The organism is Citrobacter sp. Cpo065, assembly GCF_030332805.1.
Taxonomy (GTDB): Bacteria; Pseudomonadota; Gammaproteobacteria; order Enterobacterales; family Enterobacteriaceae; genus Citrobacter; species Citrobacter portucalensis.
In genome coordinates, this window is record NZ_JAOWHC010000029.1 from 817,006 (window position 1) to 838,690 (window position 21,685).

The following is a 21,685-nucleotide window of genomic DNA, read 5'->3' on the forward strand; positions in this document are numbered from 1 at the left end:
AAATACATTTGTGTGTTCGTTTGCTGACAAAATCAGCAAAGCGGCGATCTTTCCGTCTTTTTATGCTTTTGCCCCATTCTGGTGCGTGTCTACCTCTTCCAGGGCAGCCTGAATGAGATACTTAGGTGTGCAGAATGATCTTCCTTCGCTTTTACTCCTGACTTTACGCGGCTTTAACCGTAAAACACCGTTTTAGACGAAAGTGGCAAGCATCTTGCAATCCTGAATTTAATGACTGCCAGCACGGGTTCTGGTATTCCGACAGGAGGCAAAATGAACTTCAGACGACTGAAATATTTCGTGAAAATCGTCGATATTGGTAGCCTGACCCAGGCAGCGGAAGTGTTGCACATTGCGCAACCCGCGCTGAGCCAGCAGGTCGCTACGCTGGAAGGTGAGCTGGATCAGCAATTGCTGATTCGTACCAAGCGTGGCGTCACGCCGACGGAAGCAGGAAAAGTGCTATATACCCACGCCCGGACGATTTTACGTCAGTGCGAACAGGCGCAACTTGCGGTTAATAACGTGGGCCAGACCTTGAGTGGACAGGTCTCTATCGGCCTTGCGCCGGGGACAGTCGCGTCATCCATTACCATGCCGTTATTACAGACGCTACGTGCCGAACTGCCTGATGTGCTGGTCTATTTGCATGAAAACAGTGGGGCAGTGCTGAATGACAAGCTGCTCAGCGGGCAATTAGATATGGCAGTGCTCTATGAGCGTTCTCCTGTGGCGGGCATCAGCAGTCAACCGTTGCTTAAAGAGGATCTGTACCTGGTCGGCACGCGTGAGTGTCCGGGGCAAAGCGTCGATTTAGCCGCAGTGGCGCAGATGAATTTGTTCTTGCCACGGGATTACAGCGCGGTTCGCCTGCGCGTGGATGAAGCTTTTTCGCTACGTCGCTTAACGGCTAAAGTGATTGGCGAAATTGAGTCTATCTCCACCCTAACGGCCGCCATTGCCAGTGGTATGGGTGTCACAGTGTTGCCTGAGTCGGCCGCCCGTTCATTATGCAATGCGGCGAACGGCTGGATGGCGCGCATCACAACACCATCGATGAATCTGCCATTATCGTTGAACGTATCAGCCAGAGGGAGTTTATCGCCCCAGGCGCAGGCCGTGAAGGAGATCCTGTTGTCGCTGGTCAGCCGTCCGGCGCTGGAAAATCGCGAGCTGCAGCTGGTCAGCTAAACCTTATTCCCACAAGGAATAAGATGCAGGTTTTTATTATTTGTTATGCCGGGCATCAGACTTTAACAATAGCGTAATGTCTGATGTGCCCGGAGCGAAACGTGAATTTCCAGCAACTTAAAATAATCCGCGAGGCGGCCCGTCAGGATTACAACCTGACAGAGGTCGCGAATATACTGTACACCTCGCAGTCGGGCGTCAGCCGACACATTCGTGAACTTGAAGATGAACTTGGTATCGAGATTTTTATCCGTCGCGGTAAACGCCTGTTGGGCATGACCGAACCGGGTAAAGCCTTGCTGGTTATTGCCGAGCGTATTCTGAATGAGGCCAGTAATGTTCGTCGACTGGCGGATCTGTTTACCAATGACACGTCCGGCGTACTGACGATTGCCACCACGCATACCCAGGCACGCTATAGCTTGCCTGCGGTGATAAAAGCCTTTCGTGAGCTGTTCCCTGAGGTGCGTCTGGAACTAATTCAGGGTACGCCACAGGAGATTGATGTCCTGCTACAAAATGGCGGGGCAGATATCGGAATTGCCAGTGAGCGGCTGAGCAGCGATCCATTGTTGGTGGCTTTTCCCTGGTTTCGTTGGCACCACAGCCTGCTTGTTCCTAATGACCATCCATTAGTGAAAGCCTCTCCGCTCACGCTGGAGTCTATTGCTCACTGGCCGTTAATTACCTATCGTCAGGGGATTACAGGGCGTTCCCGCATCGATGAAGCATTTGCTCGCAAAGGGCTGATACCGGATATTATTCTCAGCGCCCAGGACTCGGATGTGATTAAAACTTACGTGTCGCTGGGGTTGGGGATTGGGCTGGTGGCAGAGCAATCCAGCGGCGAGCAGGAAGAGGGGACCTTAACCCGTCTGGATACCCGGCATTTGTTTGATGCAAATACCGTTTGGCTGGGGCTTAAACGCGGACAGCTGCAGCGCAACTACGTCTGGCGATTCATCGAGCTATGCAATGCAGGGCTATCCGTCGATGAAATTAAGCGCCAGGCGATGGAGCCAGATGAAGCGGTGATTGATTATCAGATTTAACTACAAAAGCCCGTGAGCGAACGGGCTTCTCTGACGTCGCTGAATGGCGGGTAGAAAGCTGCGTTACCTCAAGGTCTCCAGCCTCAGATCCTGCGTCGGCACCCGCGACAATATCGAACAAGACACCGCCCGTCCCGAATCCGCATAAATAAACTGAAATCCATTCTTCACCGAAAGAACATCTCGATTGGTAAACGTATAGAATTTATTACTCTGACTACGCCGGGCATCGGAAACATAAAAACTATTGTTTTCCCACAGCACACTAACGTGCTGGAACAAATGAAATGTCACCTCCGCCCAGCCTCTGTCCGGGCAACGTAGCGTGACTTTCTCACCGGCTATTGTACTCAGTGGAATTACTAATAAAGCGGTTAGCGCTGCTTTCAGCAGTATCGGCATGGGCAAGTATGGGTCTCATTCTGATGTCGTTGCACGATAAGATACTTAACCCTGACGTTAACGAATTGGATCATAGAGACATTTTGCATAAGCAGACGGACATTCTCCCGTCGGCAGTATGGAAAAACCTGGTGTGGAGTGAAGCGCTCTACCTGGCGAATGGGATCGCAGAAAAGCAAAAAGCCTGCTTAGTTTCCTAAGCAGGCTTCTTAAATATGGCTCCTCTGACTGGACTCGAACCAGTGACATACGGATTAACAGTCCGCCGTTCTACCGACTGAACTACAGAGGAATCGTTTGAACGAGGCGAATATTAGCGATGCCGCTCAGCGTTGTCAAAGCCTGAATGGATAAATGCGATCGTTTGCTGAAATATTCCCCATTTCGCCGCTTATTCAGACGCAACCGGTTGTTTTATGCACTTTTCGCGTTCGGGGCGCGGGTATTTCCACAGCCAGCGGCCGGTGACCATACGCCAGTAAAATAACGCGGCGCGCACGGCCCAGTCGAAGAACATACCTAACCAAACGCCGACAACTCCCCATCCTAATACGATACCCAGGGTGTAACCCGCGACTACGCGGCAGCCCCACATGCCCAGCATCGATACCCACATAGCAAAACGTGCATCTCGTGCACCTTTAAAGCCTGCTGGTAACACCCAGGAGGCTGCCCATATCGGCATAAATGCTGCGTTGAGCCAAATCAGGATGACTATGACCTCTTTTACATCCTGATCGTGGGTATAAAATGAGGCCATCACCCCGGCGAAAGGAGCGGTTAACCAGGCAATTGCCGTCAGGCCGATCGTCGACAGCCAGAATACATGCCGTAGCTGGATTTCAGCCTGGGCAATCTGGCCATTTCCCAGACGCCTGCCGGTAATGATTGTCGACGCGGAACCTAAAGCATTCCCCGGTAAGTTGATAAGCGCGGCGATAGAAAATGCAATAAAGTTCCCGGCGATAACGCTGGTTCCCATGCCTGAAACAAACATCTGCGTCAAAAGTTTACCGCCATTGAACAGCACTGACTCGATACTTGCCGGAATGCCGATCCCCATCACCTCCCAGATAATGGCGAGATTGAGTGGCTTAAAATAGCTTTTGAAGGGGATTCGCAGCGCGGGGTTAAAACCAATCATCAGTACCCAGATGATGGCAATCGCCCCGATGTAGCGCGAAATGGTCAGTCCCAGGCCTGCTCCCACAAATCCCAGACCTTGCCAGGAAAAGATCCCGTAAATCAGGATGCTACTGATGATGATATTCAGGATGTTCATGCCGCCGTTAATCAACAACGGTATTTTTGTATTTCCGGCTCCACGTAGTGCGCCACTGCCGATCAGCGCAATGGCTGCCGCCGGGTAGCTGAGCACCGTCAGCTCCAGATAGGTGAGTGCCAAAGCTTTAACGTCTGGTGTTGCTTCACCTGCGACAACGTCAATAATCTGTTGACCAAAATAGTGAATGACCGCTGCCAGCACGGTAGCAAAAATTGTCATGATCACCAGTGATTGTCTGGCCGCGGCTCTGGCCCGTCGACGATCCCGTTTCCCGAGGCTAAATGCTACAACCACGGTGGTGCCCAGATCGATGGCGGCGAAAAATGCCATGATGACCATATTAAAGCTGTCGGCGAGTCCAACCCCGGCCATCGCTTCTTTTCCCAACCAGCTGACCAGGAAGGTACTGAGAACACCCATCAATAGCACACAGGTGTTTTCCAGAAAAATGGGGACAGCCAGCGGAGTGATTTCGCGCCAAAAGAGAACCTTATAACTCTTGCGTTTGGCATACCAGGGCGTGCGGGAAGCGACCTGGCGTAAGGCAGCGGAGACGTTCAAAGTGGACCTTAACGAAGAAAGTTGAAACCTCATTTCAAATGATGAGGGAGAATCAAAAAAGCTGCAAAGTTTTTTCTATTTAAAATGTCTGTAAATGCAACAAACTGTTGAGAGAAGCATCAATTGATTCGCATTCGAGGAAATGGGGTTTGACAAAAATTTTTTCGCCGCTAAGATAAGCCTCCACAACGATTCCTCTGTAGTTCAGTCGGTAGAACGGCGGACTGTTAATCCGTATGTCACTGGTTCGAGTCCAGTCAGAGGAGCCATATTTAAGAAGCCTGCTTAGGAAACTAAGCAGGCTTTTTGCTTTTTGTTTCAAGCCTGATCGAGCGAAGCTACACCGGAATCTTACGCCGGGAAATCCCCATGCTGACGCGCAACCAACGTCAGAATGGAATACAGCGCCACCGCCTGCTGGTGCTGATTAAAGATCTCCACCGACCACTCCACCACGCCGGTCGCTTTTTCTTCGGCATTTCGCTGACGTTTCACCGTTTTGCGTTTGCAGGTTAAACGCACCTGGATAGTGTCGCCCGGCTTAACTGGCTCGATAAAGCGCAGGTTTTCCATGCCATAGTTGGCAATCACTGGACCGACACCCGCGTCGACAAACAGACCGGCTGCGGCGGAAATCAGGAAGTAACCGTGCACCACGCGCTCGCCGAAAATGGAATCGGCTGCTGCAATCTTGTCCATATGGGCGTAGAAGTGGTCACCGCTGAGGCAGGCAAAGTTAACGATATCCGCTTCGGTCAGTGTACGACGTGGCGTCAGCAGGCTGTCGCCCGGCTGGATCTCTTCGAAGTATTTACGGAACGGGTGAATACGATCTTCCTCCACCCGAGCGCCACGCACCCACTGTTGGCTTACCGCCGCGAGCATGGTTGGGCTGCCCTGAATGGCGGTGCGTTGCATGTAGTGTTTCACCGCGCGCAGACCACCCAGCTCTTCACCGCCGCCTGCACGTCCAGGCCCACCGTGGACCAACTGTGGCAGCGGAGATCCGTGGCCGGTCGATTCCACCGAGGCCTCTTCGTTCAGCACCTGAATACGCCCGTGGGCGCGGGCCGCACCGAGGATAAACTCTCGCGCCAGTTCGCCGCTCGCCGTCACCAACGTTCCTGCCAGACTGCCTTCACCGGCGCGTGCCAGCGTCATGGCATGCTCGGTATTTTGATACGGCATCAGCGTGGCGACCGGGCCAAAGGCTTCAATTGCATGTACCGCGGCAATTTCATCCGGCTGCGGACAAAACAGCAGCGTTGGCGGGAAGAAAGCCCCAGCCGTGCTCAGATCTGCTTTTCCACCCAGCAGCACCTCACACCCGGCTTCAACCAGACGATTCACATTATCCTGCACGTCCTGACGCTGATCGTTATTCACCAGCGACCCCATCTTCACGCCTTCCTGCGCCGGATCGCCCACTACCACTTTTTGCAGACGGGTAATCAGCGCCTCGCTGACCGCTTTCACCTGCGCCTGTGGCACGATAATGCGGCGGATAGCGGTACATTTCTGCCCGGCTTTGGTCGTCATCTCGTGCACTACTTCACGTACAAATAATGCAAACTCAGGCTGTTCTGGGGTGACGTCATCACCCAGCACACAGCAGTTGAGTGAATCCGCTTCCATGGTGAAAGGAACCGATTTAGCCACCAGATTGGGGTGCACGCGCAGTTGCTGTCCGGTATGAGCAGAACCGGTAAAGGTCACCACATCCTGGCTGTCGAGGTGATCGAGCAGGTCACCCGCGCCGCCGCAGATAAGGCTAATTGCGCCGTTCGGTACCAGACCACTGTCGATAATCGCTTTCACCATTGCCTGAGTGAGCTGCGCGGTGGCGGTTGCAGGTTTGATAATGGCGGGCATCCCGGCAAGCCAGGTTGGCGCCAGCTTCTCCAGCATACCCCAGCAGGGGAAGTTAAAGGCGTTGATATGCACGGCAACACCGGATTTGGAGGTCAGCACGTGGCGTGCGGCAAAACCGCCCTGTTTGGAGAGCGGGATCAGTTCGTCTTCCGGCCACAGCGTATCGTCCGGCAGCTCGCGGCCACCGAGACTGGCATAAGTGAAAAGCGTGCCAATGCCGCCTTCGATATCGACCCAGCTGTCACCGCGCGTTGCTCCGGTTTGCGCGGATATGGCATAGAAATCGGCTTTCAGTTCCATTAAATGCTTCGCCACCGCTTTTAGCATCGCGCTGCGCTCAATAAAACTCATTGCCTGTAACGCTTTGCCGCCGTGCTCAATAGCAAAGCGGCGCGCCTGCGCCATATCCAGTCCAACGCTTGTCACTTCCCAAAGCGCTTCACCGGTAAGGGCGTGGTGGATGGTGCGGGTGCGGCCCCGGCCTGTCTGCCAGGCACCGGATAAATAACTGGCTAACTGCTGCATCGTTAATCTCCAGATGTGTTCCGTAATATCTCTTTAAATAGTTCTTTTATGAATCACAAAATGCAAGCGAGATTTTAATAATTTATTAACAGTGAGATCGCGAACACTTTACCTTCATTGGTTATCTATCTGTTATTAATGGATAAACAAAAACCATTTGCGACAAGTATCGCAAAACCAGTAAACAAAATTTGTGGTTTTATTTAACCAAGATGTAACTTTTATAAAACAAAGTGATTCACAAATATTGATTTGTTGAAATTATCGGAATCATAAGGTGGTGACGTGACAGAAGAACAACGCTTTGACCAGCGCATCGCGCAGGAAACGGCCATCGAGCCGCAGGACTGGATGCCGGACGCATACCGTAAGACGCTGATCCGCCAGATTGGCCAGCATGCGCACTCGGAAATTGTCGGCATGTTGCCGGAAGGCAACTGGATAACCCGCGCACCCACGCTGCGGCGTAAGGCCATTCTGCTCGCAAAAGTACAGGACGAGGCCGGACACGGTCTGTACCTCTACAGCGCGGCGGAAACACTGGGCTGCGCGCGTGAAGATCTGTACCAGAAGATGCTCGACGGCCAGATGAAATACTCCTCCATCTTCAACTACCCAACCCTGAGCTGGGCGGATATCGGTGTGATCGGCTGGCTGGTCGATGGCGCGGCGATTGTTAACCAGGTGGCGCTGTGTCGTACCTCCTACGGCCCGTATGCCAGGGCGATGGTCAAAATCTGCAAAGAAGAGAGCTTCCATCAGCGTCAGGGCTTCGAAGCGTGTATGGCGCTGGCTACCGGTAGCGAGGAACAGCGTCAGATGCTGCAGGACGCCATCAACCGTTTCTGGTGGCCTGCGTTGATGATGTTTGGCCCGAACGACGACAACTCACCGAACAGTGCCCGCAGTATGGCGTGGAAAATCAAACTGCACTCCAACGACGAACTGCGTCAGCGCTTTGTTGATAACACGGTCCCGCAGGTAGAAACCCTCGGTATGACCGTGCCGGACGCCGACCTAAAGCTTGATGAAGCGACGGGGAAATATCGATTCGGTGAGATCGACTGGCAGGAATTTAATGAGGTCATCAACGGTCGTGGTGTCTGTAACCACGAACGTCTGGGCGCAAAGCGTAAGGCCTGGGAAGAAGGGGCATGGGTGCGCGAGGCCGCACTGGCGCACGCCGAAAAGCAACAGGCCCGCGACGCGGCGTAAGGAGAGAGTCATGAGCAAAACATACTGGCCGTTATACGAAGTTTTTGTCCGCAGCAAACAAGGGTTATCGCACCGTCACGTTGGCAGTCTGCATGCCGCCGATGACCAGATGGCGCTGGAAAATGCCCGCGATGCCTATACACGCCGCAGCGAAGGCTGCTCCATCTGGGTGGTGAAAGCCAGCGAAATTGTTGCGTCACAGCCGGAAGAACGCGGTGAATTTTTTGACCCGGCGGAGAGCAAAGTCTATCGCCATCCCACGTTCTACACCGTGCCGGACGGCATGGAACATATGTGAGGCAACGATGAATAACCTGAATCCCGTTGCAACCTATGCTCTGCGTCTGGGCGATAACGGCCTGGTGCTGGCTCAGCGTCTGGGTGCCTGGTGCGGTCATGCGCCGGAGCTGGAGATTGATCTGGCGCTGGCTAATATCGGCCTCGACCTGCTGGGGCAGGCGCGCAACTTCCTCAGCTACGCCGCCGAACTGGCGGGTAGCGGCGACGAAGACACGCTGGCTTTTGGTCGTGACGAGCGTCAGTTCCGCAATCTGTTGCTGGTGGAACAGCCTAACGGCAACTTTGCCGACACGATCGCTCGCCAGTTCTTTATCGATGTCTGGCATGTGGCGCTGTTCACTCGTTTGGTTAACAGCCGCGATAAGCAGATTGCGGCTATCGCTGCCAAAGGACTGAAAGAAGTGCGTTATCACCTGCGCTTCAGTCGCGGCTGGCTGGAGCGACTGGGGAATGGCACTGACTACTCCGCGCAACTGATGCAGAAGGCGGTGGACAATCTGTGGCGTTACACCGGCGAATTGTTCCTTGCCGACGAACTGGAGATCGGTCTGGCCAGGCAGGGCATTGCCGTCGATCCGCGCGAACTGCAAACCGAATGGCAAACGACGGCACACACTGCGCTGATTGATTCTGGTTTACAGGTTCCGCAAGAGGCAGCGTTTCGCAACGGCGGTAAGCAGGGGCTACACAGCGAACATCTCGGGCCGATGTTGGCCGAGATGCAGTACTTGCAGCGTGCGTATCCTGGGCAGCAGTGGTAGCAGGAGGTGGCTATGCAACGTCTTACCGCGATCGCACCGCCAGAGGTGCACACCGTTTGGGGGCTGTTAAGTGCGATTTCCGATCCGGAAGTGCCGGTGCTGACCATCACCGATCTCGGCATGGTACGCAGCGTTGAGCGCTGCGGCGACGGCTGGGTAATCGGCTTTACGCCGACGTACTCCGGCTGCCCGGCCACCGAGCATCTACTGGGTGAAATTCGCATGGTGATGGCGGAGCACGGCTATACGCCAGTACATATCGTCCTGCAGCTTGACCCACCGTGGACCACTGACTGGATGAGCCCGGACGCCCGCGAACGCCTGCGTCAGTATGGTATCAGCCCGCCGCAGGCCCACGCCTGTCATGCCGAAATGCCAACTGACGTACAGTGCCCGCGCTGCGCCAGCACCCATACCTCGCTGATTAGCGAATTCGGATCCACGGCCTGTAAAGCGTTGTATCGCTGCGACAGCTGCCGTGAACCCTTTGATTACTTTAAATGTATTTGAGGTTGCGATGACAACATTTCATTCGCTTACCGTGGCCAACGTCGAAGCGGAAACGCGCGATGCGGTGACCATCACTTTCACCATTCCCGACGCGCTGCGTAATGACTACGCCTTCCGACCGGGCCAGCATTTGACGCTGAAAGCTCACCTCGGTGGAGAAGAGCTGCGTCGGTGTTACTCCATTTGTCGCAGCCGCTCGCCGTCGGAAATTAGCGTCGCAGTTAAAGCTATCGACGGTGGGCGTTTCTCCCGCTATGCCCAGCAGGATATCCAGCAGGGTATGGCGCTGGAAGTGATGGTGCCGCAGGGGCACTTCGGCTACCAGCCGCAGGCCGAGCGCGAAGCCGAATATCTGGCGATTGCCGCCGGGTCCGGCATTACGCCGATGATGGCGATTATTGAAGCGACGCTGACGACCGAACCGGCCAGCCAGTTCACGCTGATCTACGGCAACCGCAGCAGCCACAGCATGATGTTCCGTCAGGCGCTGGCCGATCTGAAAGACCGCTATCCGCAGCGTTTACAGGTGGTGCACCTGTTCAGTCAGGAGTCGATGGACAGCGATCTGCTACAGGGTCGTATTGACGGCGACAAACTGCGTGCGCTGGGCAAAAAACTGCTCGATTTCAGCCGCTTTGACGACGCCTTTATCTGTGGCCCATCGGCAATGATGGATGAAGCCGAAGTGGCACTGCGCGAACTGGGCATAGCGGAAAAATCCATTCACCTTGAGCGTTTCAATACGCCGGGGACCAGCGTGAAACGCGCCACCGGCGTGCAGGCGGAAGGCCGCACGGTCACCCTTCGTCAGGATGGGCGCGATCGCCTGATTTCACTGAATGCGGAAGATGACAGCATTCTCGACGCCGCGCTGCGCCAGGGCGCTGACCTGCCGTTCGCCTGTAAAGGCGGCGTGTGCGCCACCTGCAAATGCAAGGTGGTCAGCGGTGAGGTGGCGATGGCCGCCAACTATAGCCTTGAAGCCGAAGAACTGGCGGCGGGCTATGTGCTGAGCTGCCAGGCGCTGCCAACCAGCGGTGACGTAGTGGTCGACTTCGATGCGCGGGGGATGGCATGAGCGAACTGCTGATTTCCCGTCACGACCGTGTACTGCAACTGACCCTGAACCGTCCGCAGGCGCGTAACGCCCTGAACAATGCGCTGCTAACGCAGATTGCTGACGCGCTGGAAAGCGCGGCGGCGGACGCCAGCATCAGCGTTTGCGTGATTAGCGGCAACCCGCGCTACTTCGCTGCCGGAGCCGATCTCAACGAAATGGCGGAAAAAGATCTGCCCGCCACTTTCGACGATATTCGTCCTCGCCTGTGGGCACGTATTGATGCCTTCAACAAGCCGCTGATCGCGGTGGTTAACGGTTACGCGCTGGGCGCGGGCTGCGAGCTGGCGCTGCTGTGCGACCTGGTGATTGCAGGGGATAACGCCCGCTTCGGCCTGCCGGAGATTACTCTCGGCACCATGCCAGGGGCGGGCGGTACGCAGCGGCTTATCCGTTGTGTTGGCAAAGCGCTGGCCAGCCGAATGGTGCTGAGCGGTGAAAGCATTGATGCAGAACGAGCGCAACGGGTCGGGCTGGTGAGTGACATTCACCCGGCGAACCTCTCCGATGAATACGCGCTCAAGCTGGCGGCGACCATCGCCCGTCACTCACCGCTGGCGCTGCGGGCGGCAAAACAGTCTCTACGCGCTGCGCAAGAAGTGGGTCTCCAGGCCGGTCTGGTGCAGGAACGTCAGCTGTTTACGCTGCTGAGCGGCACCGAAGATCGTCGTGAAGGCGTCAGCGCCTTTTTAGAAAAACGCACACCGGAATTTAAAGGACGCTAATCGTGGACGCATTTATTCTCAGCGAAGTGGAGCAGGGCGTGATGACTATCACCCTGAACCGCCCGGACCGACTCAACAGCTTTAACGACGTGATGCACCAGCAGCTTGCCGATTGCCTGAAACAGGCCGAGCGCGACGACACCATTCGTTGCCTGCTGATCACCGGCGCCGGACGCGGATTTTGCGCCGGACAGGATCTGAACGACCGTAACGTTGACCCGAGCGGCCCCGCGCCGGATCTGGGCATGTCGGTGGAACGCTTCTACAACCCGCTGGTGCGCCGCTTAGCCGCGCTGCCGAAGCCGGTTATCTGTGCCGTCAACGGCGTTGCCGCTGGTGCCGGTGCCACGCTGGCCTTGGGCTGCGACATCGTCCTCGCCGCGCGCTCGGCGAAGTTTGTCATGGCCTTCAGCAAGCTCGGTCTGGTGCCGGACTGCGGCGGAAGTTGGGTGCTGCCGCGCGTAGCCGGTCGCGCTCGCGCCGTGGGTTTGCTGATGCTTGGCGATAACCTCAGCGCCGAACAGGCCGCGCAGTGGGGCATGATCTGGCAAGTGGTCGACGATGCCGAGTTGAAAGATACCGCGTTGACCATGGCGCGCCATTTCGCGACGCAGCCGACCTATGGCCTAGGGCTGATTAAGAAAGCCTTGCAGCTTTCCGAAACCAACACGCTGGATCAGCAGCTTGAGCTTGAACGCGACTACCAGCGCATGGCCGGTCGCAGCGACGACTACCGCGAAGGGGTCAGCGCCTTCCTCGGCAAACGTCCACCACAGTTCAGCGGGAAATAAGCCATGACGCAAACTCTTCATCGCGTTGCCGTGATCGGCGGCGGAACAATGGGTGCAGGTATTACCGAGGTGGCTGCCAGCGCCGGACATTCGGTCCTGCTGTATGACATTTCCGCTGAGGCGATTACTCGCGCCATTGAGGGTATTCGCCAGCGACTCGACGTTCGTGTTGGTCGTGGAAAAATCAGTGCGGAACAGGCCAGTGAGCTGCTGGGACGGATCGCCCCCGCGACTGAACTGAATCAGCTTGCCGATGCACAACTGGTGATTGAAGCCGCGTCCGAGCGGCTGGAAATTAAAAAAGCGCTGTTTAATCAGTTGGCGGAGATCTGTTTGCCGTCAACGCTGCTGACCAGTAATACCTCGTCGATCTCAATTACCGCAATTGCGGCGGGAGTGAAGCATCCGGAACGTGTGGCGGGGCTGCACTTCTTTAACCCTGCACCGGTGATGAAACTGGTGGAAGTGGTGAGCGGCCTTGCCACCTCAACCGAGGTAGTCGAGCAGCTTTGCCAGTGCGTAATCGCCTGGGGCAAGCAGCCGGTGCGCTGCCGCTCAACGCCGGGTTTTATTGTCAACCGCGTGGCGCGTCCGTACTACGCTGAAGCCTGGCGCGCGTTGGAAGAACAGGTTGCGTCAGCGGAAGTGATTGATGCGGCGCTGTGTGACGGCGGCGGCTTCCCGATGGGACCGCTGGCGCTGACCGACTTGATTGGTCAGGACGTCAACTTTGCCGTGACCTGTTCGGTGTTTAACGCTTTCTGGCAGGACCGCCGTTTTCTACCGTCTTTGCTGCAACAGGAGCTCGCTCTGGCGGGGCGTCTGGGCAAGAAGAGCGGCCACGGCGTCTATTGCTGGCCTGCTGAGGTATCGCCTGAACTGGCTGTTGCAGCGGTAGCGCCTGAAAATGCAGCAAAAAATATCAAGCGTGACGTTGTCACTGAACTGGATGATGTGCTGCTCCTTGAAACTACCGGTGAAACCGCGCTGGCCTTAAGCGTGCAGCACCAGCGCCCGGTGGTGGTGTATGACCATGCTGCGGGCGACACCGTCGTGCTGGCAAGCGCACCAACCAACCCGGATTCAGCCACCGACAAAGCAGTGTACTACTTCCAGCAGCAGGGCAAAAAGGTGCTGCGTATTGCCGACTACCCAGGGCTGCTGGTATGGCGCACGGTAGCGATGCTGGCGAACGAAGCGCTGGATGCGCTGCAAAAAGGAGTCGCCAGCGCCGAGGATATCGATACCGCCATGTGTTTGGGGGTCAACTACCCGCACGGGCCGCTGGCCTGGGGCGAATCGCTCGGCTGGGGACGTGTGCTGCGTCTGCTGGAAAATCTACAACAGCACTACGGCGAAGAACGCTATCGCCCGAGTGCGCTGCTGCGCCAGAAAGCGCTGATGGAGATGCGTCATGAGTAACGAAGCCTGGCGCAACGCCCGCGCCATGTATGTGAAAGACACCTGCGCGCAGGCGCTGGGGATTGAAATTATTGAGATGGACGACGGTTATTCGCAGATGACCATGACCGTGTCGCCGTCGCAGCTGAATGGCCATCAGACCTGTCACGGCGGGCAACTGTTCTCGCTGGCGGATACCGCCTTTGCTTACGCCTGCAACAGTCAGGGACTGGCAGCAGTAGCCTCAGCGGCCAGTATCGACTTTCTGCGTCCGGCTTTTGCAGGTGACAAACTGACCGCCACCGCGCGGGTTAAGCAGCAAGGCAAACTCACTGGCGTTTACGACATTGAAATTGTCAATCAGCAACACAAAACCGTGGCTCTGTTTCGCGGCAAATCCCACCGCATCGGTGGCACGATTACAGGAGAAGTCTAATGCGTGACGCATTTATTTGTGACGGTATTCGTACCCCGATTGGTCGCTACGGCGGGGCGCTGGCAGGCGTGCGTGCCGACGATCTGGCGGCCATCCCGTTGCGTGAATTACTCAACCGCAATCCACGCCTGGATCCCAGCGCTATTGACGATGTGATCTTCGGTTGCGCCAACCAGGCGGGCGAGGATAACCGCAACGTGGCGCATATGGCGACCCTTCTGGCGGGTTATCCGCACAGCGTTGCCGGCACGACCATCAACCGTCTGTGCGGCTCCGGGCTTGATGCGATCGGCTTCGCTGCTCGCACGATCAAAGCCGGTGATGCCGACCTGCTGATCGCTGGTGGTGTTGAGTCAATGTCACGCGCGCCGTTTGTAATGGGCAAAGCGACCGCGCCGTTTCAGCGTCAGGCAGAGATGTTTGATACCACCATTGGCTGGCGTTTTGTGAACCCGCTCATGCAGCAACAATTCGGAACTGACAGCATGCCGGAAACAGCGGAGAATGTAGCTGAATTGTTAAATATAAGCCGAGAGGACCAGGACGCCTTTGCGTATCGCAGCCAGCAGCGCACGGCGAAAGCCCAGCGTGACGGCATTCTGGCGCAGGAAATTGTGCCGATACAAATCATTGGCAAGAAAGGGGCAGTTAGCGCAGTACGTGAAGATGAACATCCGCGTGCAGAAACCACGCTGGAGCAACTCGCACAACTGAAAACACCGTTTCGTAAGAACGGCGTGGTCACCGCAGGCAATGCCTCTGGGGTGAACGACGGCGCGGCAGCAATGATCGTAGCCAGCGAGCAACACATAAAGGCCCAGGGACTAACGCCACGTGCACGCATTGTCGCGATGGCGACGGCGGGCGTGGAGCCGAAGTTTATGGGGCTTGGGCCAGTTCCTGCGGTACGAAAAGTGCTGGAGCGCGCCGGGCTGAATATCAACGATATGGATGTGATTGAGCTGAATGAAGCCTTTGCCGCCCAGGCGTTGGGTGTGATGAGACAGCTTGGACTGGCAGATGACGCAGAACACGTGAATCCCAATGGGGGGGCTATCGCTTTAGGTCACCCGCTGGGGATGAGCGGTGTGCGGTTAGCGCTGGCTGCAACGCTGGAGCTGGAACGACGCAATGGACGTTATGCGCTGTGTACGATGTGTATTGGCGTGGGTCAGGGCATTGCCATGATCCTTGAGCGAGTGTGAGCTAATTGACCTGCGAGTGCCCTACAAAATGACAACGACAACAACAAAATTAGATTCGATTGAAACCGCATCGCGTGACGAATTACAGGCTTTGCAAACCGAGCGCCTGAAATGGACGTTAAAACACGCCTATGAAAATGTCCCGATGTACCGCCGTAAGTTCGACGCGGCGGGGGTTCACCCGGATGATTTCCGTGAGCTGAGCGATCTGAGCAAGTTTCCCTGCACCACCAAGCAGGACCTGCGTGACAACTATCCCTTCGACACCTTCGCGGTACCGATGGAGCAGGTGGTGCGTATCCATGCATCATCCGGCACCACGGGTAAACCGACGGTGGTGGGCTATACGCAAAATGATATCGATACCTGGGCTAACATCGTCGCCCGCTCGCTGCGTGCCGCAGGCGGTACCGCGAAAGATAAAATCCACGTCGCTTATGGCTATGGCCTTTTCACCGGCGGACTGGGCGCGCACTACGGCGCGGAACGCCTGGGGGCAACGGTTATCCCGATGTCCGGCGGTCAAACCGAGAAACAGGCGCAGCTGATTCGCGATTTCAAACCTGACATGATTATGGTCACGCCATCCTACTGTCTGAACCTGATTGAAGAGCTGGAGCGCCAGATGGGCGGTGACGCGCGGGGTTGTTCGCTGCGTACCGGTGTCTTTGGCGCAGAGCCGTGGACAACGGGGATGCGCGCGGAGATCGAACGTCGCCTGGGTATTACGGCGCTGGATATTTATGGCCTCTCGGAAGTGATGGGGCCGGGCGTGGCGATGGAGTGCATCGAAACGGGTGATGGTCCGACAATATGGGAGGATCATTTCTTCCCGGAAGTGGTCAATCCGGATGACGGTACGCCACTGGCCGACGGCGAGCACGGCGAACTGCTGTTCACCACGCTGACGAAAGAAGCGCTACCGGTCATTCGTTATCGTACCCGCGACCTGACGCGCCTGCTGCCGGGTACCGCACGCACGATGCGTCGTATGGATCGCATTAGCGGGCGCAGCGACGATATGCTGATTATTCGCGGCGTCAACGTCTTCCCATCGCAGGTGGAAGAAGAGATCCTCAAGATTGAACATCTGGCTCCACATTACCAGTTGGAAGTGGATCGCCGAGGGCATCTTGATTCGCTTTCGGTACGCGTGGAGCTTAAAGAGAGTAGCCTGGTGCTAAGCCATGAGCAGCGCTGCCAGATTTGCCATCATTTGCGTCATCGTATTAAGTCGATGGTCGGTATTTCAACGGACGTAAGCATTGTTAACTGCGGCAGCATCCCGCGCTCAGAAGGAAAGGCGTGCCGGGTGTTCGACCTGCGCAAAGTTGCCGCCAACGGTTAAGACTCGTAGGCCTGATAAGCGCAGCGCCACCAGGCGAGAGCGCACAAGTTGCCGGATGGCGGCGTTGCCTTATCCGGCCTACAAATTCCTGCCATATCGCGCAAATTATCCTGTGCTATGATTCAAAAAGGACAAAAAAGACAACAGTATGAATCATATGGAAAAACTCGATAGTTTTATTCAGCAGGCGGTAACCGCAATGCCGGTCAGCGGCACCTCTCTTATCGCCTCGCTTTACGGAGACTGTTTATCGCAACGCGGTGGAGAAGTCTGGCTCGGTAGCGTTGCCGCGCTGCTGGAAGGGCTTGGCTTCGGTGAACGTTTTGTACGTACCGCGCTGTTTCGCCTTAATAAAGAAGAATGGCTGGACGTAGTACGTATCGGCCGCCGCAGTTTCTACCGCCTGAGTGATAAAGGGCTACGCTTGACGCGCCGCGCCGAGAGCAAAATCTACCGTGCCAGTGCCCCTGAGTGGGACGGTACCTGGCTGCTGCTGCTGTCGGAGGGGCTGGAGAAAAATACCCTGGCCGAAGTTAAAAAGCAGCTGTTATGGCAAGGTTTTGGCGTACTGGCGCCGAGTCTGCTGGCGTCGCCATCGCAAAAGCTGGCGGACGTACAGTCGCTGCTTCATGAAGCTGGGGTAGCGGAAAACGTCATCGTTTTTGAGGCGCATTCGCCGTTGGCACTCTCCCGCGCTGCGCTGCGTGAGCGGGTAGAAGGGTGCTGGCACTTAACCGAACAAAATGCCATGTACGAGGCGTTTATCATGCTGTTCCGTCCGTTGTTACCGTTACTGCGTGACGCCGGGCCGGACGAACTTACGCCAGAGCGCTGCTTCCAGATCCGCCTGTTGCTCATTCACTTCTATCGTCGGGTTGTGCTTAAAGATCCGCTGCTGCCGGAAGAATTGTTGCCTGCTCACTGGCTGGGTCAGACGGCGCGTCAGCTGTGCATTAATATTTATCAACGTGTTGCGCCCGGCGCCCAGGTTTTCGTCAGCGAAAAAGGCGAGAGCTCGGTGGGGGAACTGCCCGCGCCGGGTCCGCTCTATTATCAACGCTTCGGCGGATTAGCCGAGGTGTAACAGGAGAAGCCATGCCGATTTACCAGATTGACGGGATGATCCCGGTAGTTCCTGCAGAAAGCTATGTTCACCCAACCGCAGTGCTGATTGGCGATGTCATTCTCGGCAAAGGTGTTTATGTTGGTCCCAACGCCAGCCTGCGCGGAGATTTTGGGCGTATCGTGGTTAAAGATGGGGCGAATATCCAGGATAACTGCGTGATGCACGGATTTCCCGGCCAGGATACGGTGGTGGAAGAGGACGGACATATCGGCCACGGCGCGATTCTGCACGGCTGTGTGATTGGGCGTAACGCGCTGATCGGCATGAGCGCGGTGATTATCGATGGCGCGATCATCGGTGAAAACAGTATCGTTGGTGCTTCGGCGTTTGTGAAAGCGCGCGCTGAGATGCCCGCCAACCATCTGATTGTCGGCAGCCCGGCGAAAGCGATTCGCATGTTAACTGAGCAGGAACTGGTGTGGAAAAAACAGGGCACTCGCGAGTATCAGGTGCTGGTGGAGCGCTGTCAGCAGACGCTTGCAGAAGTGGAGCCGCTGACTGCGGTAGAACCCGACAGAAAGCGGCTGGAGTTTGATGAGAATTTGCAACCTAAGTCAGCGAGTTAGCGATTCTACGCAATACCCGGTGTCAGAACTGATAGCTGGCGGTAACGCTGACGTTACGCGGCTCACCATAAACGATAGAACCGTCGATATTCGTGTCGTAGGTTTTATCGAACAGGTTATTAAGGTTACCCTGCACTGAGAAGTTTTTTGTTACCTGGTAGCGGGTGAACAAATCTACCAGGGCGTAGCTTCCTTGTTCCGCGCGGAATGTGCCATAAGGCGTGACCGTATCGCTGTAAACACGATTCTGCCAGTTAACTCCACCGCCGACGGTCAGTTCCGGCATGGCTGGCAGGCGATAACGGGTAAACAGTTTTACCGTGGTCCGCGGCAGGTTTGGGTTTACTGCATTGCCTTCGTTGTCTTCTGCAACATAGCGTGTCGCACCAAACGTCATCTGCCAGTTATCAGTGATCGCACCGTTAATCTCGAATTCGACCCCTTTGCTGACCGTACCATCCATCGCTTTAAAGGCCGTGTCGCCATTGCTACCGGCGATTGGCACGCCGGTTGATTGCGCTACGTTATCCTGTTCAATGCGGAACACCGCGAGTGTGGTGGTTAAACGGCTGTTCATCCAGTCGGACTTCAGGCCAAGCTCATAGTTGTTGCCGGTGATCGGAGAGAGATATTTACCGGAACTGTCGCGCTTGTTCTGCGGCTGGAAGATTGAGGTATAGCTGGCGTAGGTAGACCAGTTATCGTCAATGTCATAGACCAGACCCGCATACGGCGTGGTGTGGTTTTGCTCCATGCTGTAGGTCAGGGTGTCGATACGCCAGTTGGTGTAACGTGCGCCAACAATCAAATGCAGTGGGTCGGCCAGCGAAATACGCGTTGCGGCGTACAGCGATTTCATGTGCGTGGTATCGTCCTGAGCCAATGACTGCGGGTTCCAGTTGGTTTCAGGGAAGTTACCATCATAGGTATAGAAGCTGCCGATTTCGTTGGGGAAAACGTTCGCCCACGAGCTTTCATAACGGTTATTCTGTTTACTGTAGCTGCCGCCCAGCATCAGATTATGCTGACGACCAAACAGATCGTAACCGCCGTCGGCAAATAGATCGACAGCATCCACTTTACGTTTGCCGCTGTTCCAGCCGGTTCCTCCGACGTAGTCATATCCCGGACCATAGTTACCATATGGGCCAATCAGCGTGCCGTCGGCCTTATTAACATAGGCATCGACGTACATCATTTTACTGTCGAACTTGACCTCGGAGTGGGTGGCGTTCATGGTCGCCTGCCAGGTATCGGCAAAACGTTGTTTGATGGTGACAAACACTTTGTTGAAGTCTTTATCGTTGTAAGCCCAGTCCGGTGCAGTGCTGCGCGAACGGTCGTAGCTGTTTTTACTGCCATCGGTATTCCAGCGCGGCAATCCACCCCAGGTTGGGCTGTTGATATCAATGCGCTGATATTCATATCCCGCAGACAGGCTGGTGGTGTCACCCAAATCGGCATCGACAATCCCGGAGAAGAACATTTTTTCGCTATTGTAGCGATCAAGCCAGGAGTCGTTATTCTGGTAACCCGCCACGATGCGGCCGCGCACGTTGCCGTCTGCTGTAAGCGGGCTTTGCAGATCGGTCACATAGCGTTGTTTGTTCCAACTGCCATATTCCGCTGAAACATTACCGGTGAACTCGCGGCTGGTGGCATGCTTACGGATCATGTTAATGGAGGCTGAAGGGTTACCCGTCCCGGTCATTAGCCCGTTTGCGCCACGGACCACTTCGACACGCTCAAAAAGGGCGGTGTCAGAAAGGGCGTCACCGAGATTCCAGCGGGATTCAAAATAGGTCGGGATCCCATCGACCATATAGTTATCAATCTGAAATCCGCGCGAGTAATAGCTGCTGCGATCTGAATCCGCCTGGCTTTTGCTTATCCCCAACGTGTTGTCCATCACATCGCCCAGCGTTTGCAATTGCTGATCTTCCATGCGTTGCTGGCTGACAATGCTGACCGATTGCGGAATATCGCGCTGTGTCATTTGCATTTTTGTGCCAGCGGTCGTCGATTTAACGCTGTAATCCTGCTCCTCACTGGATGCGGCTGGAGCAGAACCCTCCACGATCACTGTCTCTTCAGCAGGGGCTGCGAGGCTGGTGGAAGGTAAAAGCGCTAGCGTGATGCATGCTGCCAGCAAAGAAGGGGCAAGGCCCGGTTGGCGTTGAACATTCCCGTTGAGTGTTGTGAAAGACATCGAAAAGTCCTTGATAATTATCAATATTAAGTTCAAATCACCGGTAGTTGTGATGAACCCTTTGGTTGTAAATTATTAAATGCGCATGTAAATACAAATGCGAAATATACGCATTAGCACTCAATGTGTAAACAGATGCTACGGCATAAATGAAATATTGTTTCAGTACTATGCTTGAGCAATAGCGCAGGGAAATGGTTATAAGAGCAGCACTGACTGGGGTTTTCGCTTAAAAAATCGAGGGTTAAAGTTGAAAGAGCGTGAGTAACTCGCTCATACTCTATACTCGCAGAGTTACCCGGCGTAGCATGGCAAAACGCTTGGGCTGTTAATGAAAAAGGAAAACGTCGTGGCAGAAGAAACTATATTCAGCAAAATTATTCGTCGTGAGATTCCGTCGGATATCGTATACCAGGATGAACTGGTCACTGCGTTTCGTGATATTTCCCCTCAGGCACCAACGCATATCCTGATCATTCCTAACATTCTGATCCCAACTGTCAACGATGTGACGGCGGAACATGAACAGGCATTGGGCCGCATGATCACCGTTGCGGCGAAAATTGCTGAGCAGGAAGGCATTGCTGCAGATGGGTACCGCTTAATCATGAACACCAACCGCCACGGGGGGCAGGAAGTGTATCACATTCATATGCACCTGCTGGGTGGACGTGCGCTTGGCCCAATGCTTGCGCATAAAGGTCTGTAAGCATGACCAGAGGATGCATTGCGCTTTCACTGGGCTTGCTGTTGCTGGCGGGTTGTCGAACACATCCTGAAATCCCGGTAAGTGATGAACAGTCGCTGGTGATGGAATCAACAATTCTGGCGGCGGGTATTACAGCAGAGCAGCCCACGTTAACAACGTCTGATATACAGGCCTCGGCATCCTCGCGACTCTATAACGAAAGGCAAGAACCCGTTACCGTTCATTATCGGTTTTACTGGTATGACGCCAGAGGGCTGGAAATGCACCCTCTGGAAGCGCCACGCAGTGTGATTATTCCGGCCCATTCGTCGGTGACGCTGTACGGCAGCGCCAATTTTCTGGGGGCGCACAAGGTTAGACTTTATCTTTATTTGTAAG

General features: G+C 55.3%; 20 protein-coding genes and 2 tRNA genes. 18 read left to right on the forward strand and 4 right to left on the reverse strand.

The features are described from left to right. The first annotated feature begins 273 nt into the window (after positions 1-273). Both nac and cbl read left to right on the forward strand, forming a co-directional pair. Positions 274-1,191 (forward strand): nitrogen assimilation transcriptional regulator NAC, encoded by a 918-nt coding sequence (gene nac, locus OGY68_RS09885; protein WP_008784390.1) that lies wholly within the window; start codon positions 274-276, stop codon positions 1,189-1,191. A 101-nt stretch (positions 1,192-1,292) separates the two neighbouring features. Next, positions 1,293-2,243, forward strand: a complete 951-nt coding sequence (cbl, locus tag OGY68_RS09890) for an HTH-type transcriptional regulator Cbl (RefSeq protein ID WP_020996493.1) — start codon at positions 1,293-1,295, stop codon at positions 2,241-2,243. Positions 2,244-2,861: 618 nt separating this feature from the next. Here the strand turns inward: cbl and OGY68_RS09895 are convergent. Then, positions 2,862-2,937: transfer RNA gene (locus OGY68_RS09895), tRNA-Asn, on the reverse strand. Between the two features lie 99 nt (positions 2,938-3,036). Next, positions 3,037-4,524, reverse strand: a complete 1,488-nt coding sequence (locus OGY68_RS09900; protein WP_003846749.1) for an EmmdR/YeeO family multidrug/toxin efflux MATE transporter — start codon at positions 4,522-4,524, stop codon at positions 3,037-3,039. Between the two features lie 160 nt (positions 4,525-4,684). Here OGY68_RS09900 and OGY68_RS09905 point away from each other — a divergent pair. Beyond that, a tRNA-Asn gene (locus tag OGY68_RS09905) sits at positions 4,685-4,760 on the forward strand. An 82-nt stretch (positions 4,761-4,842) separates the two neighbouring features. On the opposite strand, the gene paaZ is transcribed toward OGY68_RS09905, so the two are convergent. Then, complete coding sequence (gene paaZ, locus OGY68_RS09910; protein ID WP_057066428.1) at positions 4,843-6,888, reverse strand: phenylacetic acid degradation bifunctional protein PaaZ; 2,046 nt, start codon at positions 6,886-6,888, stop codon at positions 4,843-4,845. Positions 6,889-7,173: 285 nt separating this feature from the next. Here paaZ and paaA point away from each other — a divergent pair, with 285 nt between their 5' ends. From paaA to paaY, 13 genes are all read left to right on the forward strand, one after another. After that, on the forward strand, positions 7,174-8,103 hold the full coding sequence (gene paaA / locus OGY68_RS09915; RefSeq protein ID WP_057066429.1) for a 1,2-phenylacetyl-CoA epoxidase subunit PaaA: 930 nt from the start codon (positions 7,174-7,176) through the stop codon (positions 8,101-8,103). 10 nt (positions 8,104-8,113) lie between these two features. Then, a complete protein-coding gene (gene paaB, locus OGY68_RS09920) occupies positions 8,114-8,401 on the forward strand; it encodes a 1,2-phenylacetyl-CoA epoxidase subunit PaaB (RefSeq protein WP_032943000.1) in 288 nt (95 codons plus the stop codon). 7 nt (positions 8,402-8,408) lie between these two features. Then, the gene (gene paaC / locus OGY68_RS09925; RefSeq protein WP_057066430.1) at positions 8,409-9,164 is read left to right on the forward strand and encodes a 1,2-phenylacetyl-CoA epoxidase subunit PaaC; all 756 of its coding nucleotides are present in this window, start codon (positions 8,409-8,411) and stop codon (positions 9,162-9,164) included. Positions 9,165-9,176: 12 nt separating this feature from the next. Next, positions 9,177-9,674, forward strand: coding sequence for a 1,2-phenylacetyl-CoA epoxidase subunit PaaD (paaD, locus tag OGY68_RS09930; protein ID WP_032943004.1), 498 nt, complete (start codon positions 9,177-9,179; stop codon positions 9,672-9,674). 7 nt (positions 9,675-9,681) lie between these two features. After that, positions 9,682-10,752 (forward strand): 1,2-phenylacetyl-CoA epoxidase subunit PaaE, encoded by a 1,071-nt coding sequence (gene paaE / locus OGY68_RS09935; protein WP_057066431.1) that lies wholly within the window; start codon positions 9,682-9,684, stop codon positions 10,750-10,752. After that, positions 10,749-11,516 (forward strand): 2,3-dehydroadipyl-CoA hydratase PaaF, encoded by a 768-nt coding sequence (paaF, locus tag OGY68_RS09940; RefSeq protein ID WP_057066432.1) that lies wholly within the window; start codon positions 10,749-10,751, stop codon positions 11,514-11,516. Before paaE ends, paaF begins: the two co-directional genes overlap by 4 nt. 2 nt (positions 11,517-11,518) lie before the next feature. Continuing rightward, complete coding sequence (gene paaG, locus OGY68_RS09945; protein ID WP_071444749.1) at positions 11,519-12,307, forward strand: 2-(1,2-epoxy-1,2-dihydrophenyl)acetyl-CoA isomerase PaaG; 789 nt, start codon at positions 11,519-11,521, stop codon at positions 12,305-12,307. Between the two features lie 3 nt (positions 12,308-12,310). Further along, on the forward strand, positions 12,311-13,729 hold the full coding sequence (gene paaH, locus OGY68_RS09950) for a 3-hydroxyacyl-CoA dehydrogenase PaaH (RefSeq protein WP_286580568.1): 1,419 nt from the start codon (positions 12,311-12,313) through the stop codon (positions 13,727-13,729). After that, entirely contained in the window at positions 13,722-14,144 is a 423-nt protein-coding gene (gene paaI / locus OGY68_RS09955; protein WP_003832239.1) for a hydroxyphenylacetyl-CoA thioesterase PaaI, read from the forward strand. The genes paaH and paaI overlap by 8 nt, the downstream gene beginning before the upstream one ends. Continuing rightward, complete coding sequence (gene pcaF / locus OGY68_RS09960; protein ID WP_057066435.1) at positions 14,144-15,349, forward strand: 3-oxoadipyl-CoA thiolase; 1,206 nt, start codon at positions 14,144-14,146, stop codon at positions 15,347-15,349. The genes paaI and pcaF overlap by 1 nt, the downstream gene beginning before the upstream one ends. A gap of 28 nt (positions 15,350-15,377) precedes the next feature. After that, positions 15,378-16,697 carry a phenylacetate--CoA ligase PaaK gene (paaK, locus tag OGY68_RS09965; RefSeq protein WP_057066436.1) on the forward strand — a complete coding sequence of 440 codons (1,320 nt, stop codon included), beginning with the start codon at positions 15,378-15,380 and terminating at the stop codon, positions 16,695-16,697. Between the two features lie 157 nt (positions 16,698-16,854). Further along, complete coding sequence (paaX, locus tag OGY68_RS09970) at positions 16,855-17,781, forward strand: phenylacetic acid degradation operon negative regulatory protein PaaX (RefSeq protein ID WP_172111175.1); 927 nt, start codon at positions 16,855-16,857, stop codon at positions 17,779-17,781. A gap of 11 nt (positions 17,782-17,792) precedes the next feature. Then, on the forward strand, positions 17,793-18,389 hold the full coding sequence (gene paaY, locus OGY68_RS09975) for a phenylacetic acid degradation protein PaaY (RefSeq protein ID WP_057066437.1): 597 nt from the start codon (positions 17,793-17,795) through the stop codon (positions 18,387-18,389). A gap of 22 nt (positions 18,390-18,411) precedes the next feature. Here paaY and fhuE read toward each other — a convergent pair whose 3' ends face one another. Beyond that, positions 18,412-20,598 carry a ferric-rhodotorulic acid/ferric-coprogen receptor FhuE gene (gene fhuE / locus OGY68_RS09980; protein ID WP_057066438.1) on the reverse strand — a complete coding sequence of 729 codons (2,187 nt, stop codon included), beginning with the start codon at positions 20,596-20,598 and terminating at the stop codon, positions 18,412-18,414. Positions 20,599-20,947: 349 nt separating this feature from the next. Between fhuE and hinT the strand changes: the two genes are divergently transcribed. Both hinT and OGY68_RS09990 read left to right on the forward strand, forming a co-directional pair. Beyond that, positions 20,948-21,307, forward strand: coding sequence for a purine nucleoside phosphoramidase (hinT, locus tag OGY68_RS09985; RefSeq protein WP_003030826.1), 360 nt, complete (start codon positions 20,948-20,950; stop codon positions 21,305-21,307). A gap of 2 nt (positions 21,308-21,309) precedes the next feature. Beyond that, positions 21,310-21,684, forward strand: a complete 375-nt coding sequence (locus OGY68_RS09990) for a YcfL family putative periplasmic lipoprotein (protein WP_057066439.1) — start codon at positions 21,310-21,312, stop codon at positions 21,682-21,684. The last annotated feature ends 1 nt before the right edge of the window (position 21,685 follow it).

What these genes read in the sequence shown, in the direction of transcription:
- nac (WP_008784390.1), top strand. Translation starts at nt 274, where the DNA reads ATGAACTTCAGACGACTGAAATATTTCGTGAAAATCGTCGATATTGGT.
- OGY68_RS09900 (WP_003846749.1), bottom strand. Translation starts at nt 4,524, where the DNA reads ATGAGGTTTCAACTTTCTTCGTTAAGGTCCACTTTGAACGTCTCCGCT.
- paaZ (WP_057066428.1), bottom strand. Translation starts at nt 6,888, where the DNA reads ATGCAGCAGTTAGCCAGTTATTTATCCGGTGCCTGGCAGACAGGCCGG.
- paaB (WP_032943000.1), top strand. Translation starts at nt 8,114, where the DNA reads ATGAGCAAAACATACTGGCCGTTATACGAAGTTTTTGTCCGCAGCAAA.
- paaC (WP_057066430.1), top strand. Translation starts at nt 8,409, where the DNA reads ATGAATAACCTGAATCCCGTTGCAACCTATGCTCTGCGTCTGGGCGAT.
- paaD (WP_032943004.1), top strand. Translation starts at nt 9,177, where the DNA reads ATGCAACGTCTTACCGCGATCGCACCGCCAGAGGTGCACACCGTTTGG.
- paaE (WP_057066431.1), top strand. Translation starts at nt 9,682, where the DNA reads ATGACAACATTTCATTCGCTTACCGTGGCCAACGTCGAAGCGGAAACG.
- paaF (WP_057066432.1), top strand. Translation starts at nt 10,749, where the DNA reads ATGAGCGAACTGCTGATTTCCCGTCACGACCGTGTACTGCAACTGACC.
- paaH (WP_286580568.1), top strand. Translation starts at nt 12,311, where the DNA reads ATGACGCAAACTCTTCATCGCGTTGCCGTGATCGGCGGCGGAACAATG.
- paaI (WP_003832239.1), top strand. Translation starts at nt 13,722, where the DNA reads ATGAGTAACGAAGCCTGGCGCAACGCCCGCGCCATGTATGTGAAAGAC.
- pcaF (WP_057066435.1), top strand. Translation starts at nt 14,144, where the DNA reads ATGCGTGACGCATTTATTTGTGACGGTATTCGTACCCCGATTGGTCGC.
- paaK (WP_057066436.1), top strand. Translation starts at nt 15,378, where the DNA reads ATGACAACGACAACAACAAAATTAGATTCGATTGAAACCGCATCGCGT.
- paaX (WP_172111175.1), top strand. Translation starts at nt 16,855, where the DNA reads ATGGAAAAACTCGATAGTTTTATTCAGCAGGCGGTAACCGCAATGCCG.
- paaY (WP_057066437.1), top strand. Translation starts at nt 17,793, where the DNA reads ATGCCGATTTACCAGATTGACGGGATGATCCCGGTAGTTCCTGCAGAA.
- fhuE (WP_057066438.1), bottom strand. Translation starts at nt 20,598, where the DNA reads ATGTCTTTCACAACACTCAACGGGAATGTTCAACGCCAACCGGGCCTT.
- OGY68_RS09990 (WP_057066439.1), top strand. Translation starts at nt 21,310, where the DNA reads ATGACCAGAGGATGCATTGCGCTTTCACTGGGCTTGCTGTTGCTGGCG.